We start from the raw sequence: 15,631 nt of genomic DNA, 5'->3' as shown, positions 1-15,631 counted from the left end.
GCGCCGGCCCGGACGTCCTCCATCGGCTCGACGCACAGCACGCGCACAGAGTGGGGCCGGGCCGGCCGTCTCACGACCGGTCCGAGGAGCGGGCGACAGCATGCGAGCCAACGGCGCCTCTGCCGAGACGGATCAGGCCTCGTCGGCGCGCCATCGCGTAGGCGGGCAGCCTGTCCCGAAGGAGCGCGACCCCGGCGACGAGCGGCAGTGCAGCAACGAGTCCAAGATACGGGCCTTGGACGAGGCCCGCGTGGCAGACCCCGAAGACGGCGCCGCCCACCGCGGCATGCGCTGCGTGCGCCCGCAGCACGGAGTTGGCCAGAGGGCCGCCCCAGCACACCAGCTGGACGGCGTGCGCGGCGAGTGGGCCGGCCACCGCGGCTGCCAGAAGCACGGACAGACTCTCCTGCCGGAACGCGGCGACCAGGCCGCACGCGATAGCCAGCACGGCAGCGAGCTGGGAACCCACCATGGCGCCCGGGGCCTGCCGCACCTGGTTGATGGAGTCACCGACCCAGGCCAGCAGGGAGAACGCCGCGCCCACCGCGAGCAGCGGCACGAGCCGCGCAGCGGACTCCCAGCCGGGGCCGAGCAGCACACCGAGCAGGGCGGGACCGACACCGGCGATGGCACCGAACCCGATCAGGCCGATGGCCGAGGCCCCGCACAGCGTGTCGTACTCGCCCTTGCGGCCGCGTGACTCGGTGAGGGCGGGCGCAGCCGCACGGTTGATGCCCTGGGCCAGCATTGCCACCGGAAGCTGGGTGAAGAGGGATGCCCGCGAGTAGTACCCGGCTGCGGCCGGACCGAACATGGCGCCGACAAGCCACAGGGGAGCGGTGTTGCACCCGTACTGCACCAGGCTGAAACCGGTGAAGAAGGTGGACGGACCGAGCAGCTCCGCCAGTGGGGGACGCGGCCCGTCCGGCAGAGGTTGTGCGGCGAGCAGCCGCAGCGATCCGGCGAGTACCACGGCCGCGGCGAGCGGTGTGGCGACCGCGAGGCCGTACGGGCTCCAGCCGGCCACCAGCAGTGCGAGGGAGAGGCCGAACCCCGAGGCCTGGCCCAGCAGTTCCAGACGCACCACTCGCGCCGCATGTCCGCAGCGCCGCAGGGCGGCCGTGGCCGCGAGGGACATGGGAGTGACGAGGAACTGAGCACTCAACAGCCGCACGAGTGACACCAGCCCTTCCATGTCCCAGAGCAGGCCGACGGCCGGTGCGGCGAGCTGCGCGGCCACGAAGCAGCAGCAGCCGGTGACCGCGGTCGTGCGCAGGGCAAGGCGGGTGAGCGGCCGGGTGAGCCGGCGGGCTCGGAGCAGGCAGACGGACACGCCGCCGTTGGCGAAGTAGGCGAGGATTCCGAGTGCGGCGGTCGCGATGGCGTACGCCCCGAAGGCGTCGGGCTCCACGAGCCGTGCGGTCAGAGCGGTGTAGCCGAGCTGGAGGATGACGGCCTGCGCGGCGCCCGCGAAGTTCCACAGCAGGCTGTGCACGGCGGAGCGGGCGCTGGTCATCCGGTGGGTTCGCCGGCCGGGAGCGGGCGCCGCGCGAAGAGCGCCGCCGGGCCGTGGTCCGGTGGGGAGAGGGTCCGCGCCGTGCCGACGCCCTGCGCCGGCACGGATGCGCTCGCGCCCGTCGGCCGTGGCGCGGGCTCGTCGCTGGGATCCAGGCCGGCGAGCCGGGTCACAGCGTCCGAGCTCCCGGGATTGGGGCGCCCAGCTCCGCGTCGGTCATGATGCGGGCCAGTTCGGGAGTCAGAACGGTCGGCCGCCAGCCGAGCTCGCGTTCCGCCTTGGACGCGTCGCCAATGAGGGCGGGGACCTCGGACGGTCTCAAGTACCGTTCGTCGAAGCGCACATGGCGCTCCCAGTCCAGTCCCACGCGCTCGAAACAGAAGGTGAGGAAGTCCCGGACGCTGTAGCTCGTGCCGGTGGCGACGACATAGTCGTCGGGCTGGTCGCGCTGGAGCATCCTCCACATCGCGTCCACGTACTCGGGCGCGTACCCCCAGTCGCGGCGCGCCTCCAGATTGCCCAGATGCAGGTACTGCTGCTCGCCTCTGGCGATCTTCGCCGCGGCGCGGGCGATCTTACGGGTCACGAAGGTCTCACCCCGACGCGGGGACTCGTGGTTGAAGAGGATGCCGTTGACGGCGTAGATGCCGTACGCCTCACGGTAGTTGCGGGTGATCCAGTACGCGTACACCTTGGCGGCCGCGTACGGGGATCGCGGGTGGAAGGGGGACCCCTCGGACTGCGGGGGTGCGGTCGTCCCGAACATCTCGGAGCTGGATGCCTGGTAGAACCGGCACGGCAACCCGGTCATCCGGATGGCTTCGAGCAGACGCGTGGTGCCGAGTCCGGTGGTGCTGCCGGTGAACTCGGGTTCGTCGAAGGAGACCCGGACGTGTGACTGAGCAGCGAGGTGGTACACCTCCTCGGGCTGAATGCGCTCCAGCAGCGTGGCGATGCGGGAGCCATCGGCGAGATCGCCGTAGTGCAGTTGCAGCCAGGTGTCGGGCTCGTGCGGGTCCTGGTAGAGGTGGTCGATCCGCTGGGTCGTGATGGTGGACGAGCGTCGAACGAGGCCGTGCACCAGGTAGCCCTTGGAGTGCAGAAGCTCGGCTAGGTACGAGCCGTCCTGACCGGTGATACCGGTGATGAGTGCGGTCTTGTTGGGCACAGCGACTCCTGGGTCGTACGGGGACTGGGTACGTCGTTGCGCGGCCGTGCGCAGGCCGCCAGCAGGCCGAGGATCACGGCCTGTTCGGGGAAGAGCGGGTAGGTGGTCATGAAGACCAGGTGGCCGCAGATCAGCAACCGGATCAGCAGACCGTGCTCGCGGTCCGCGCCGGCCGCGCGCCCGGCCGTCGCGTACAGCGTCAGGAGTGCCGCGACGCCGAGGAGCCCGAGGCGCAGCAGCACTTCCAGGTAGTAGTTGTGTGGGGAGAAGGTGATGAGGACCCCGTCCATCATGCGGTCGTAGCCCGAGCCGAACGGCAGCCCCACCAGCCAGTCCAGCACTCCATCGAGCCTTGGCAGCAGCGCGAGCCAGCCGTCCACGCGCCACACGAGCGTCGTGTCGTCCTCACTGGAAGCCCCGAGGCTCGATGTAACCCCTTCGGCGAGACCCCAGGAGACAGCCAGCAGACCGAGCGTGCTCAGGGAGCCCAGGACGGTGAGCGCCGCGAGACGGGATCCCCCTTGATGACGGCGCGACAGCAGCCAGCCGATGAACATGATGCCGACGGCCAGCCAGACGGTGCGATGCTGCATCAGGACGACGACCATCAGCAGCGGCCAGGCCAGGAAGCTGGGGCCCGCGAGGCCCCGGCCGCACAGTAGGAACACGGCCGCCTGGCCGATGATCAGGGCTTCGGCCGGCCCCAGCGCACGGGCGTTGGTGAGCACCCCGTCGACCATGACCTGCTCGGAGTTGGAGCCGATACCGGCCTCCAGCCACCACAGCAGTGCCAGCAGGGACAGAACGCAGGCGGCCGCGACCCAGACGCGGGCAACGGTGCGCACCAGCGGCCGGCCCGGAGAGAGGACGGCGACGAAGAACGCGACGCACAGGAGCTGGATGAAGTGGGTCCGGGCCTCGTTGCCTACCGTCTGGGCATCGAAGCGCCCGAATCCGCGGAGCAGCGCACAGGCGGTCAGGGACAGCAGGGCGAGGAGCGCCAACGGGGCGCGGTACCCGCTCCTCCTCGCGAGGATGATGAGCGACGCAGCCAGCAGACACACCGTCAGCGCGTCGGTGGGAAGCAGATCCACGCCCGCGCTCGACCGGGATCCGGGCATGGACTGATGCGACTGCCAGAGCTGAACGGTGGTGTACACACCGATGGCCCAGCCGGGCCAGCGGACGAAGCTCGCGATGAGGGCGGCCCCGAGGAGGAACGCGGTGCAGCCGAACAGCGGTGTCGTCGGGTCGAAGGACAAAGGATCAGCCCTCTGCGGAGGAGCGGCGGACCGCGGCTCGCGCCGCCGTCTTCGCGTAAGGGGAGAGCAGCAGCAACGGGGCCCACGGCCAGGAGTGCCGCAGGCAGTAGACCCACCACTGACGGGGCGGCAGTTCGCGCTGTGAGGTGACACGGCGCAGCGCCTCCCGCACCCCGATGCCCGGTTCACGGGAGCCGGTCATGGGCGGGCCGTAGTCGCAGCTGCCGACGTGGCGTGGGGTCACATAGGCGGAGATGCCGGCTCGGCGGGCACGCAGTCCGTGGTCGTAGTCCCCCATGCCGTGGCGGAAGACCTCGTCGATGTCCCCGACCCGTTCCCACACGGCGCGGGGCAGGAGCACCACGTTCCCGTTGTACGTGTCGCAGGGCTCGGGCCGTCCAGTGGGTTCGACCAGCGCGAGGGCTCGGCCTCGGCGCCCGGAGTACGTCGTGCGGAGGCCGTCCCGTGCCCGTACGGCGCCGACGACAACCTTGCTGGACCCGACCGTGCGGGCGGTGTCGAGCAGTACGGCCAGGGCGTCGCCGTCCAGCGTCACATCGTCGTTGAGCCAGAGCTGGTAGTCCCATTCCGGCTCGTCGGCCCCTCGGCTGCCGCGGCTGGCGATGCGCATGCCGTGGCCCCAGTAGACATCACTGCCGACCGTCGTGACCTGTACTCCCGGGTGGGTGGCGCGGACCGCACCGGGGGTGCCGTCGGTGCTGCCCGCGTCAACCAGATAGGTCCGGACGGCCGTGTCTTGCGGCAGTCCACGCTGTTCTGCGAGCGCGGCAAGCGCCGACATGGTCTTTTCGCGTCGATTGTGGCTGGTCATCAACACGGCGATGCAGACTGACGGCACGGAACACTCCTCAACTCGCGCATCCCATCATTACCAGACGGAAACTGCGCAAGTGCTAAACCGGGCCGGTGCGCTGATCCAAGTCCGATAAACTTCGCGCCGGCGACCTCCTACGCCGACGGCGTGATTCCTCCGTGGAAGCGTTCTTGAATACCGGGAGGGTTTCCGCACGCTGCTTAGGGTTCCGGTCAAGACGGTCACTCCAGTGGCATCCCGCGCGCTCAGCACCGAGGCTCGCAAGTGGCCGGGTGGGCGGTGACGCGGAACGACGAGCTTCGCCGGCCGTTGCCGAGAACTGCCATCGAAAGGGCCGTGGTGACACTTCTAGTCCGACGGATCAAACTCAAGGCAGCGGAGGTTGTCGTACCCCGGCTGACCCGGATCCTGCCTCGCGACGATCTGGAACGTCTGGGCAGTGATTACGGGGGCTGGTGGATCCCCACCGGCCTGATCAACGAAAACTCGGTCGTCTACGCGGCAGGGGTCGGTGAGGACGCGAGTTTCGACCTCGCCCTCATTGAACGGTTCGGCTGTGAGGTATGGGCGATGGATCCCACACCGCGCTCCATCGAGTACGCGAGCCGAATCACCGAACCCCGATGGCACTTCCTCCCCTTCGGACTCTGGAAGGAGGACGCAGTTCTGCACTTCCACCCACCGGCTGACTCCGCGCATGTCTCCCATTCCGCGACGGAGGTCCGCGGCAGCGGTCCGGGGTTCGACGCCCAGTGCCATTCGCTGGCGACATTCACCGAGAAGCTGGGACACGACCATGTCGACCTGCTGAAGATGGATATCGAAGGTGCGGAGGGTGCGGTGCTGGACTGGATCGTGGCAGAGAGGATCCTGCCCCGGGTGCTCTGCGTGGAGTTCGACGCACCGGAGAATCCCTGGGTCCTGCGTCGGCGACTGGGTGGCCTTGAGGCAGTCGGTTACGTCGTCCGCCGGACAGAAGGCCGCAACTACACCCTCACCCTCGGCTAGCACTCCAGCGGTAGATCGAGATCTTCATGTCTGGGACCCGTTACCGCACCGGCCCTCAAGAGTGGGTGAACACCACCGGCTCGGGCTTGGCAGCTCCCAGACGACAGGAGAACAGCAAGGCATCGAAACGGGAGGCGACCTGGGGGAACAAGTCCGGAAGTGCTTCCAGCAGCAGGGGGTCGTTGTCGGTGAGCAGGGCGGTGCGCAGCGGACGCACCGTGTCCGCCAGCGTGAGCACCTTCGGATCCGGTTCGAAGGCACGACACCAGAGCTCCTGGAGCGCCCGAATGCTTCCTTGGAACCCCAGCCTCTCTTGGATCGTGCGGTGGATCTCCGAGGGAGAATCGAGGCCGAGATCCCACCGTGAGATGAGCCCGGATGCGTAGAGTCCGCTCTCCACCTGCTCGGGAGTGATCCCGCATGCCCTACCAAGCGCGGCAAGGCGCCGCTCTGGATGGAAGCGGCAGACGACGCCCCCGAGGTCAAAGAAGATCACCTTTGGCTGCATGCGCTGACGATAGCTGCACCGGCGTACCGGCAAACGGTCTTGCGCCGTTGGTCCGCGGAGTTGGTGCAGCCCAACGAACCCGCCTGGTCTCAACACCAGTGCGTGCCTGATCACGATCTATAGCTGGAGTACTGGATCACCGGAATCCAGCTTTTGCCGATTACGCCAATCGGCAGGAAGTCGCCTCCACCCGCCTTGTCGAAGCCGACCTGCCCCGTCTCTGCGTCGCCCGCTCCTTCGGGCGAGAAGCTCAGCAGTCGGTCCCTTGTGCACGACCCCGCTCCCGCATCAGCTCGGCCAGAGTCGCGGCCACCCCATCGATTTCCTGCCCGCAGGCCAGCAGTACGTCGTACGGGGCTCCGCGGGGATCGGCGATCCCGTCCGCAGCCCGCGAGACAGGCGCCAGGCTGCCGCGAGCGGCCGCGGCTCGGGAGATCACTTCCCGGGGCGGTGCCGCCTCCCCGCGGGCGGACTGCGATCTCCACACCGATTCGCCGCCCGCCCCGGCCAGCCGCAGGAACTCCCTGACCGTGAAGCACTTGCGCAAAGCAACCGGCCACAGCCGTACGGCCGCCTCCCGGTGCTCCAGGTCAAGACCCAGTACGAGATCTGCCTCCGCCACCAGTTCCGGCATCAGCCTCCGGGACGTGAACCCCACGCCATTTCCGCCCAGTTGTTCCAGCACTGATCGGGTCGCCGGGTGCATCCCCGTGATGTGCTGGGCCATGGTGCCCGCACTGCCCACCCGTGCTTCCGGGAGCCTGGCTGCCAGCAGCCGCTCAGCCAGCGGGGAGCGGTGCACATTGCCGGTGCAGACGAAGAGGATGGTCAGCCGAGCCGCGACGTCAGCCATACGTAGGTCTCTTCGATTCCCTCGCGCAGGCCGGTCTTATAGATGCAACTGGAGCCGAGCAGCAGCAACCGTTCGACGCCGTACTCGCGCGCCGCGTCGAGGACATTGAGCGGTCGAGGCGCGTCATTTCGCCGCACTGCGCAGCAGTGCCGCCCCGCGGGACAGTACCGACCCGGTGCGCGGACGCGGCGGCACGGGAGCCGGGGTCTGCCCCGCGGCCGACGGGTCTCCGTAGCCGTATTCATATGCTGCGTACCTCGGCATCGGGCTCATGCTGAAGACCGCGCCGAGGGTCCGCACTCCCACCGTGTGCAGGGCTTCAGCGGCCGCTCTGACCCGGTCGCGCGGGGTCTTTCCGGCCCGTACGACCAGGAGTGCGCCGTGGGCGAAAGTGGCGAGCCCCGCCGTGTCGGCGACGGGCAACAACGGGGCGGTGTCGACGATTACGGCCTCGTAGTCGGCGGCGAGGTCACGCAGCAACTCCGCCATCCGCTCGGAGGCGAGCAGCTCGGTGGGGTTGGGCGGCACGGGGCCGCTGGTCAGGACGGACAGCCCGCCCGCGCTCTGCATCACTTCCCCGATCCGCGCCTGGCCGATCAGCACGTTGGTCAGTCCGGCGTCCCGGACGAGCCCGAAGGTATGGGCCACGGCGGGGCGGCGCAGATCGGCGTCGACGAGGCAGGTGGAGACGCCGCCCTCGGTGAGCGAGAGGGCGAGGTTGACCGCAGTGCTGGTCTTGCCCTCGCCCGGCAGCGAACTGGTGACGACGATGATCCGGGGCCGGTCGCCGATCTGGGCGAAATGCAGATTCGTCCGCAGATGGCGGTAGGCCTCGGCCCGTGCCGAGTGCGCCGCGGCACCGGAGGCCAGCGGCTGCTGCGGACTCTCCTTGTCGAACGGAATGGAGCTGAGTACGGGCAGGCTGGTGAGGTCGGTCACGGCGTCCGCGGTCTTGAGGGTTGTATCGAGGGTCTCCCGGAGGACGGCGGCGCCTGCGCCCAGCAGCAGCCCGGCGAGCAGGCCCGCGGCGAGGTTGAGAGCGGGGCGCGGGCTGACCGGGGCCGAGGGAGCAGAGGCGGTCTGGGTGACGCTCAGCTTCACCGGGGACGTGGCCGCCTTGGCGGGGGGCACGGGATCGAGGCTCTCCAAGCGCTCGACGACGTCGCTGAAGCGGTAGGCAACGGCGTTGGCGATCTCCGACGCGCGACGCCGCTCCGTGTCGCTGACCGTGATGTTGACCAGCACGGTACCGATCGGGGCTTCCGCGGTGATCCGGCCGGCGAGTTCGTCCGGCTTGGTGTCGAGGCCGAGGGAGGAGACGACGTGCCCGGTGACCTGACGGCTGGTCACGATCGATGCATATGACTGGACCCGGGCCAGTGAGAAACTGTTGCCCTGCTGGAGCTCCATGGTGTCACCACCGGACTGCGCGGAGACGAACAGTTGGGCGCGCGCCTGGTAGACGGGAGTCGACAGGGTGGTGGCACCCCAGCCGGCCGCGACGCCCAGCAGGATGCAGGCGAGGACGACGGGCCAGCTCCGGGTCAGCGCTTTCAGGATGCTGCGGAGTTCCAAGCTGTACACCTCATCCGGTTGTTCAGGGCAACGCAAGCCAGGTTAGACGCATTTGCCCTGTTTTGTCCGCAAATGATGTGTGTCTGATCGGAGGAGTCCTGCGTGTTACGCGGGCCGGTCACGACCTCATGGCGAAAGCGTCCTCCCCAGAAGTCCGGCACCTTCTCAGCGACGGTTCCGAGCCAGAATCCCAAAGGTGTTCGGCGGGCCGAACCTGTCGCCGACCGCTTGCAGCAGCCCGGACTGAGTAGACCAGTAGCGCTGCAGCTCCACCTTCTCGAAGGCGGGTTCCAGCACCGCGCACAGTGCCTGTTCGTCGAGCCCTTTGCGTACGACGTGGTACTCGACCATGTCGGCCTCATTGGTCTCGTCGTAGACGCCGCGCAGCCGACGCATCCGGGTGGCCACGCCGCGGCGGAATTCGCCTTGACCCAGTCTCCAGAGCAAATACGCATTGCGGTCCAGGCTCATAGACGTCCGAGACCGCCGTGGATACCAGAGCGGGTCCTGAATGCTGAAGAACCCGCCACCGGGCTGGATGCGCTCTACGAGCCGCTTCACCGTCTCAAGATAGTCCGGAATATGGTGCAAGACGGAGATGCAGACAGCCGCGCCGAGCGGACCCCCGTTGCGATCCGCCTGCCCGTCGCGGTCGAAGGTCACAGTGACTTTCGGATTGTTCCGGAAGCGGCTCCGGAGGACCATCGCACTTGGCATGCTCATCTCCGTCACCTCGACGTCGGCTCCGGCCGCCACCACATGATCGGTAAAGGTGCCGTGCCCGGCGCCGAGCTCCAGAACGTGGCATGCGCCGTTCCGTTCGATGACATCACCTACCACGGAGTGCACGCCCGCGATCACCCGCTCGCGGACGCTGTGGTGACGGATGTGCGGTGAACCCTTCGCGTAGTCGTGGCCGGCGCCATGCCCGTGCTCCTGGAGCGTCCCCATGGAGGGATTCGCTGGAATGACCGTCATGCGGGGAAAGTATGCGTTTGGCGTTCCCTCTACCGGAATTCGGGCGCGGGATAGCTGGGAGTTCATTCGTTCGGCCTCCGCGCACCGCCGACCGACGATCGCCAAACACCTCGGCTACCAGAGCTCGTCCTGCGTCTTGTCGTACGCGTTGTACAGGCCCTTCGGGAGCGGCTTGTCCTCACGCAGAGCCTTGAAGAGTTTCTCCGCCTGGTCCTCCACCATCATGTAGCCACCCCTGTAGCTGGGGTTACAGGGAATCGTGACCAGCGACGTCCGCTTCGCGGGGATGCCACGAGCGCCTTCCACCAGGCCGTACAGCTCACCGAGCGAGTCGAGCCCGCGGTCGGCGACCAGCGAGGACGTGACCGCGTTCAGCACGGGATAGAGGCGCGTCGGGTTGGCGAGCGTGCCGCTGCCGCGCAGCTCCCGCAGCAGATCGTTGATGAACTCCTTCTGACGCTCGATGCGCTGCAGATCGCTACCGTCACCGACGCCTGTTCGCGCGCGTACGAAGACGAGCGCCTGGTCGCCGCGGAGCAGTTGTCTGCCGGGGCTGAGCTCTACGGTGGAGTCCGGCACGCTCATGGGTTCGTGGACCTCGACCTCCACGCCTCCGACCGCGTCCACGACCTTCTCGAAGCCGGTGAATTCGACGACGAGATGGTGGTCGACGCGGACGCCGGTGAGCTTCTCGAAGGTGCGGATCGCACAGGCGGTCCCGCCGAACTGGAAGGCCCAGTTGAACTGCGCGTACTGCGCCCGGCTGCGCGTCCCGTCGGGCCGCAGACAGCTGGGGATGTCGACCATCATGTCGCGCGGCACGCTTACCAGCGAGGCGCTGCGGCGGTCTGCCGAGAGATGGAGCAGGATCGTGGTGTCGCTGCGCTCGCCGCCGTAGTTGCCCTCCCGGTCGGAGCCGAGAAGCAGGATGTTCTCGGCGCCGTGCGCAACGGCCCGGGGACGGGAGCCGTGGTCGGTCGCGAGCGCGCGGGCGGTCTTCTCGTCCGTACGGATGTTGCCGTCGAGGCGTTGATAGAGGACCCAGCCGACGCCGCCTGTGACGGCCAGGAGAAGGGCCGCGCCGAGGCCGACGACGCGGAGGAAAGGTTTGAAGCGTAGATCACGTACTGCCATGGAAGAGCCCTTCCTCTCTCCACGGGGCGAGCTGGCGGCCATTCCCCCGACCGTGTAACGCGTTGCGCCCGTATGGCAGGAGCCCCGCAGGCCGGCCGACCAGCTCGGCTGAGCGAGGCCCGGTCAGCCCCTAATGCTCGCGCCCACCGCCAGTTCGGCGTCCGTGACCGTGTCCCGGGCCGCGGCCGGCGCGGCAGCGTCTGTTCGCTCACGCCCCGCCGCGGTGGGCCGGGCATGGGCGGTGAACGAGGGTCACTGCCGGGCTCCTTTGTATGCTGCCCAGAGGAAACGGGGATGCCCCCACAGCACCCGGCGCCACAGCCGGCGCGGTTCGCTGCAGAGTCGGAAGAGCCATTCCAGGCCGTGCCGCTGCATCCACAGCGGGGCCTGCGGCTTGTTGCCGGAAACGAAGTCGAAGGCGGCGCCGACGGCGGCGAACACCGCGGGGTGCGCGCTGGCCAGCCGGGCGGCCTCGTAGTCCTGTTTCGGGGTTCCGAGGCCGAGCCAGACGATGTGGGCGCCGCTCGCTCGGATCCGTTCCAGCTGCGACTGTCGCTCCGCGTCGGTCGGTTCGCGGAACGGCGGTGACTCGATGCCGACGATCCGGGCGCGCGGGAAGCGGGCCCGCAGTTCGGCGGCCAGCCGTTCCAGTACCGCCGGGGTGGAGCCGAGGAGGTAATGGCGCAGGCCCACCTCCTGGCCGTTACGGAAAACGTCCAGAAAGAGGTCGGGGCCGTACACCCGCGTCGGTGGCACAGAGCGGCTCCGGTGGACGATGCGGTTGACCCAGACCACCCCTTGCCCGTCGGGGAGGTTGAGGGTCGCCGTTCGCAGCGCCTCGGCCAGTCGCGAATCCCGGTCGGCGAGGGCGAGGGTGTACGCGTTGCAGAGGTGGACGTCGGCCGCCACGCCTTCGGCGGCGAGACGGACCACCGCGGCGGCCGCGGCGGCCGGAGTCGCAGCGGCCACGGGAACTCCGGCACACAGGACGGTGGGCAGGCCGGTGGACACATTCGTGCGCGTTGTGGCCGACAGGCGCACGTCCCTGCTCGTCATCCGCGTGCCGTATCGATAGCGCTGGCCGCACGGGGGCGGCGCTCCCGGCGCCTGGGCCGGCCGACCCGGCCGGGCTCGTACACAGGGACCCTGAGCATGCTGCCGCAGGCCAGCACCGCGACGCCTGCCACCGGCAGCACGGCGGAGGCCGGCAGCCAGGCGTGGTGGATCAGCAGCCCGATGAGCGTCCCGACGAAAGCGATGACGCCCAGTACCACAGCCGTTTCGGGTGCCGTCAGCCCGAGCCGCCGCAGCCGGTGCGCGATGTGGTCGGTGCCGCCGAGCAGCAGCGGGCGGCCCTGCCGGTGACGGGAGACGAGGACGAGCGCGGTGTCGGCGGTGACGACGAGGGTGAAGGCGAGCAGTGCGCCCGTGGTGCGGACCGGGGTGTGACCGGTGTGCAGCAGCACAGCGGCGGAGGACAGTACGAAACCGGTGAACAGCGAGCCGCAGTCGCCGAGGAAGATCCGGGCGGGATGCCAGTTGTGCAACAGGAAGCCGGTGAGGGCGGCGGCCAGTACACAGAGCAGGAGGGCGAGGCCGGTACGGCCCTCGGTGATCGCGCAGATGGCGAGCCCCAGCGCGGTGAGGGCCGCGACTGTCCCCATCACACCGTCCGAATTGTCCAGCAGGTTGAAGGCATTGGTGACGAAGACGATCCACAGTACGGCGAGGGCTCCGGTCACCAGCCCCAGTCCGCTGCCGTACGCGACGGTCCCCGCGGCACCCGTCTCGACGAGGAGTCGCGCGCGGGGTCCCAGCGGCCGCAAGTCGTCGACGAGCCCGAGGATGGCGACGGCGGCTCCTGCCATGAGCAGCGTGCCGATCTCCCGGCCCAGCAGCGCATGCCCCGTCCACGGCCCCGAGGAGGCCACGCCGAGGGTCCCCACGGCCACGGCGATCCCGCCGAGGTGGGGGGTGGGGCGAGTGTGCGCCTTGTGGGCGGCGGGACGGTCGAGGAGACCGGCACAGGTATGTCGCCATCGCAGCGCGAGGGCACGCAGGAGTCCGGCCAGTACGGCGGTGAGCAGCAGGGCGGCCGTTGCGGCCGCAAGCGTGTAGGGCACGGTGAAGTCCTCTCAGACCCGGGTCAGGCCGGCACCGCTACGCGCTCGGCGCGCGCCTCGGCAATGGTCGCGTCGAGGATGTCGTCGAGGGTGCGCTGCGGCCGCCAGTCGGTGAGGGCGCGGATCCGCTCGGTGTCGGGCAGTCGGCGCTCCATGTCCTCGAAACCCTCGCCGTACACCTGGTGGTAGGGGACCAGCCGGATCTCGGAGTCGCTGGCGCTGCGTGCGATGACACGGGCGGCCAGCTCGGCGATGGCGGTCTCTTCGTTCGTCCCGATATTGAAGACTTTGCCGACCGCGTCCGGATGGGCGAGAAGCCGCAGCAGGGCGTCGACGACGTCGGCGACGTGCGTGAAGCAGCGCCGCTGCTTGCCGTCGCCGTGCACGGTGAGCGGTTCACCCTGCACGGCTTGGCGTACCAATCGGGGCACGACCATCCCGTACGCAGGGCTCTGCCGCGGTCCGACCGTGTTGAACAGCCGCACCACGATGGTGGGCAGGTTCAGTTCGCGGTGGTAGGCGAAGGCGAGGATCTCGTCGACGGCCTTGGCAGTGGAGTACGACCAGCGCGCCACGCTCGTACTGCCCAGGATCCGTTCGGAGTTCTCGGTGAGCGGTCCCGAGGAGTTCTTGCCGTAGATCTCCGAGGTGGAGGCGAGGAGCACCCTGCGGCGGTAGCGGTGAGCCGCCTCGATGACCGTCTCGGTGCCGGAGATGTTGGTGGTGAACGACTGCAGCGGCCGCTCCACGATCAGCCGGACGCCGACGGCTGCGGCGAGATGGACCACCGTGTCGCACTGCCGGACCAGTTCGTCCACGAGCAACCGGTCGAGCACGGAGCCGTGGACGAAGCGGAAGCGTGGATTCTGTCGGGCTTGGTCCAGGTTCTCCTCACGGCCGGTGGTGAGGTTGTCGAGGACGACGACTGTATGACCCTGTGCGAGCAGGGCGTCGGTGAGGTGTGAGCCGATGAAGCCGGCACCGCCAGTGACCAAATACGTCGTGGGATTCATGCGCCGCCTGTCCGGTTGCGTTATCCGAGTGACGCCAGAACGGCATCTGGCATATGACAAAGACAAAATACCCTGTTTTATACCAATATGGAGCGAACGACATGGATTTACCGTGCATCGATCGGAGACATCACGTGGGATCAACAGCGACCTCGGCACCACAGAACGTCGTCCTGGTGGTCGGGCTGGGATACGTCGGGCTGCCGTTGGCGGTGCGTGCGGCGGAGGCGGGCTTCCGGGTAACCGGTCTGGACAGCGACGAGCTGCGCGTCAAACGGCTGGAGGCCGCCGACTCGTACATCGAGGACATCCCGAACGAACGACTACTACCGCTGCTCGACTCCGGACAGTTGAGCATCACCACCGATTACGCGACGGCGGTCGGCTTCGACGTCTGTGTGATCTGCGTGCCCACTCCGCTGCGCGACGGCACCCCGGACCTGCGGTGCGTCGAGAGCGCGGGGCGGTCGATCGCTCCGCTGATGCGCCCCGGCGCCGTTGTCGTGCTGGAGTCGACGACGTACCCCGGCACCACCGAGGAGATGCTTCTGCCGATCCTGGAAGCGGGCAGCGGGCTGCGGGCCGGCAAAGGATTCCGGCTCGGGTACAGCCCGGAACGTATCGACCCGGGCAACACCCGTTGGCATCTGGAGAACACCCCGAAGATCGTCTCCGGCATCGACGACGACTCCCTCGAAGCCATCACGGAGTTCTACGACCGGATCGTGACCCGGACCGTGCCGGTCTCCTCTCCGCGCACCGCCGAGTTGACCAAGCTGCTGGAGAACACCTTCCGGCAGGTGAACATCGCGCTCGTCAACGAACTCGCGATGTGCGCCCGACCCCTCGGTGTCGACATCTGGGAGGCGGTGGACGCGGCCGCCACCAAGCCCTTCGGCTACATGCCCTTCACCCCGGGGCCCGGGGTGGGCGGTCACTGCCTGCCGGTGGATCCCTCATATCTCTCCTGGCAGGTACGTCAGAAGCTCCAGCATGACGTGCGGTTCGTCTCCCTCGCCCACGAGATCAACGAGCACATGCCCGAGTACGTGGTACGGCGCGTCGAAGACGGCCTGGCCGGACTCGGACGGCCGCTGGCCGACGCACAGGTGCTGGTGTTGGGGCTCGCATACAAGAAGAACACCGGGGACGTACGGGAGTCTCCCGCCGTCAGCGTCGCCGAACTGCTGATGGCGCGCGGCGCGCGGGTCCGGGCCGTGGAGCCGCACGCCGATCCGCAGTTGCTGCCGCCCCGGGTGCTGTGCGTCGAGCTGACCGAGGCGGAGATCGCGGCCACGGACGCGGTCTTGGTCCTGACCGACCACGACGACCTCGACTACGGTCTGGTGGAGCGCCATGCGACGTATGTCTTCGACGCCCGCAACCGCTGTCGGGGAGACCGGATCGACCGCATGTGACCGGCGGCGGCATGAGACCTCAACGTGAAGCTCGGCGCGAACGGCCTGAGCCTGGCCGCAGTGCCGAGTGCCCGTTCACGTGGTGCGGCACAGGGCGTTGTCGATGAGGGTGCGCAGTGCGTCCTCCTGACGGGCCGCGGTCTCAGGGTCCGCGGCGCGGCTGTGGGCGGAGACGGTGATGGTGCGTCGGGCGTCCGTGGTCGTCGCTGCCCGGATGACGTATCCGAAGCCGCTTCCTCC

General features: G+C 68.7%; 15 protein-coding genes. 2 read left to right on the top strand and 13 right to left on the bottom strand.

Annotated features, from left to right (window positions below; translation table 11 throughout):
* Positions 1 to 70: 70 nt before the first annotated feature.
* The 5 genes from ACZ7LT_RS34475 to ACZ7LT_RS34455 are packed head-to-tail and all read right to left on the bottom strand — an operon-like array spanning position 71 to position 4,778.
* Positions 71 to 1,516: an oligosaccharide flippase family protein gene (locus ACZ7LT_RS34475; RefSeq protein ID WP_471240047.1), complete on the bottom strand. Its 1,446-nt coding sequence runs from the start codon at positions 1,514 to 1,516 to the stop codon at positions 71 to 73.
* A complete protein-coding gene (locus tag ACZ7LT_RS34470) occupies positions 1,513 to 1,689 on the bottom strand; it encodes a hypothetical protein (RefSeq protein WP_471240046.1) in 177 nt (58 codons plus the stop codon). The genes ACZ7LT_RS34475 and ACZ7LT_RS34470 overlap by 4 nt, the downstream gene beginning before the upstream one ends.
* Positions 1,686 to 2,684, bottom strand: a complete 999-nt coding sequence (gene gmd / locus ACZ7LT_RS34465) for a GDP-mannose 4,6-dehydratase (RefSeq protein WP_471240045.1) — start codon at positions 2,682 to 2,684, stop codon at positions 1,686 to 1,688. The genes ACZ7LT_RS34470 and gmd overlap by 4 nt, the downstream gene beginning before the upstream one ends.
* Positions 2,627 to 3,946, bottom strand: a complete 1,320-nt coding sequence (locus ACZ7LT_RS34460; RefSeq protein ID WP_471240044.1) for a hypothetical protein — start codon at positions 3,944 to 3,946, stop codon at positions 2,627 to 2,629. Before ACZ7LT_RS34460 ends, gmd begins: the two co-directional genes overlap by 58 nt.
* Before the next feature lie 4 nt (positions 3,947 to 3,950).
* Positions 3,951 to 4,778, bottom strand: a complete 828-nt coding sequence (locus ACZ7LT_RS34455) for a glycosyltransferase family 2 protein (protein ID WP_471240057.1) — start codon at positions 4,776 to 4,778, stop codon at positions 3,951 to 3,953.
* A gap of 282 nt (positions 4,779 to 5,060) precedes the next feature.
* On the opposite strand from ACZ7LT_RS34455, the gene ACZ7LT_RS34450 reads away from it, so the two are divergent.
* The gene (locus ACZ7LT_RS34450) at positions 5,061 to 5,789 is read left to right on the top strand and encodes an FkbM family methyltransferase (protein WP_471240043.1); all 729 of its coding nucleotides are present in this window, start codon (positions 5,061 to 5,063) and stop codon (positions 5,787 to 5,789) included.
* A 55-nt stretch (positions 5,790 to 5,844) separates the two neighbouring features.
* Here the strand turns inward: ACZ7LT_RS34450 and ACZ7LT_RS34445 are convergent, their stop codons facing one another.
* The 8 genes from ACZ7LT_RS34445 to ACZ7LT_RS34410 all read right to left on the bottom strand — a co-directional run bounded on the left by ACZ7LT_RS34445 (position 5,845) and on the right by ACZ7LT_RS34410 (position 13,973).
* Entirely contained in the window at positions 5,845 to 6,297 is a 453-nt protein-coding gene (locus ACZ7LT_RS34445) for an HAD family hydrolase (protein WP_471240042.1), read from the bottom strand.
* 250 nt (positions 6,298 to 6,547) lie between these two features.
* Positions 6,548 to 7,150: an arsenate-mycothiol transferase ArsC gene (locus ACZ7LT_RS34440; protein ID WP_471240041.1), complete on the bottom strand. Its 603-nt coding sequence runs from the start codon at positions 7,148 to 7,150 to the stop codon at positions 6,548 to 6,550.
* 123 nt (positions 7,151 to 7,273) lie between these two features.
* Positions 7,274 to 8,725, bottom strand: coding sequence for a tyrosine-protein kinase domain-containing protein (locus ACZ7LT_RS34435; RefSeq protein ID WP_471240040.1), 1,452 nt, complete (start codon positions 8,723 to 8,725; stop codon positions 7,274 to 7,276).
* Positions 8,726 to 8,890: 165 nt separating this feature from the next.
* Positions 8,891 to 9,703: a methyltransferase domain-containing protein gene (locus ACZ7LT_RS34430; RefSeq protein ID WP_471240039.1), complete on the bottom strand. Its 813-nt coding sequence runs from the start codon at positions 9,701 to 9,703 to the stop codon at positions 8,891 to 8,893.
* Positions 9,704 to 9,817: 114 nt separating this feature from the next.
* Positions 9,818 to 10,837 carry an LCP family protein gene (locus ACZ7LT_RS34425; protein WP_471240038.1) on the bottom strand — a complete coding sequence of 340 codons (1,020 nt, stop codon included), beginning with the start codon at positions 10,835 to 10,837 and terminating at the stop codon, positions 9,818 to 9,820.
* A 252-nt stretch (positions 10,838 to 11,089) separates the two neighbouring features.
* Positions 11,090 to 11,806, bottom strand: coding sequence for a WecB/TagA/CpsF family glycosyltransferase (locus tag ACZ7LT_RS34420; RefSeq protein ID WP_471240037.1), 717 nt, complete (start codon positions 11,804 to 11,806; stop codon positions 11,090 to 11,092).
* Between the two features lie 83 nt (positions 11,807 to 11,889).
* A complete protein-coding gene (locus ACZ7LT_RS34415; protein WP_471240036.1) occupies positions 11,890 to 12,960 on the bottom strand; it encodes an MraY family glycosyltransferase in 1,071 nt (356 codons plus the stop codon).
* A 23-nt stretch (positions 12,961 to 12,983) separates the two neighbouring features.
* A complete protein-coding gene (locus tag ACZ7LT_RS34410; RefSeq protein ID WP_471240035.1) occupies positions 12,984 to 13,973 on the bottom strand; it encodes an NAD-dependent epimerase/dehydratase family protein in 990 nt (329 codons plus the stop codon).
* 134 nt (positions 13,974 to 14,107) lie between these two features.
* Here ACZ7LT_RS34410 and ACZ7LT_RS34405 point away from each other — a divergent pair, with 134 nt between their 5' ends.
* On the top strand, positions 14,108 to 15,391 hold the full coding sequence (locus tag ACZ7LT_RS34405) for a nucleotide sugar dehydrogenase (protein ID WP_471240034.1): 1,284 nt from the start codon (positions 14,108 to 14,110) through the stop codon (positions 15,389 to 15,391).
* The last annotated feature ends 240 nt before the right edge of the window (positions 15,392 to 15,631 follow it).

Source organism: Streptomyces sp. NPDC039465, assembly GCF_055639315.1.
The sequence above is the reverse complement of the archived record's forward strand: the minus strand, read 5'-3'. Positions and strand labels throughout refer to the sequence as shown.

Bases quoted from the DNA above. Each gene is read 5' to 3' on its own strand.
- ACZ7LT_RS34445 (WP_471240042.1), bottom strand. From the start codon at position 6,297: ATGCAGCCAAAGGTGATCTTCTTTGACCTCGGGGGCGTCGTCTGCCGC.
- ACZ7LT_RS34475 (WP_471240047.1), bottom strand. From the start codon at position 1,516: ATGACCAGCGCCCGCTCCGCCGTGCACAGCCTGCTGTGGAACTTCGCG.
- ACZ7LT_RS34455 (WP_471240057.1), bottom strand. From the start codon at position 4,778: ATGACCAGCCACAATCGACGCGAAAAGACCATGTCGGCGCTTGCCGCG.
- ACZ7LT_RS34425 (WP_471240038.1), bottom strand. From the start codon at position 10,837: ATGGCAGTACGTGATCTACGCTTCAAACCTTTCCTCCGCGTCGTCGGC.
- ACZ7LT_RS34430 (WP_471240039.1), bottom strand. From the start codon at position 9,703: ATGACGGTCATTCCAGCGAATCCCTCCATGGGGACGCTCCAGGAGCAC.
- ACZ7LT_RS34410 (WP_471240035.1), bottom strand. From the start codon at position 13,973: ATGAATCCCACGACGTATTTGGTCACTGGCGGTGCCGGCTTCATCGGC.
- ACZ7LT_RS34440 (WP_471240041.1), bottom strand. From the start codon at position 7,150: ATGGCTGACGTCGCGGCTCGGCTGACCATCCTCTTCGTCTGCACCGGC.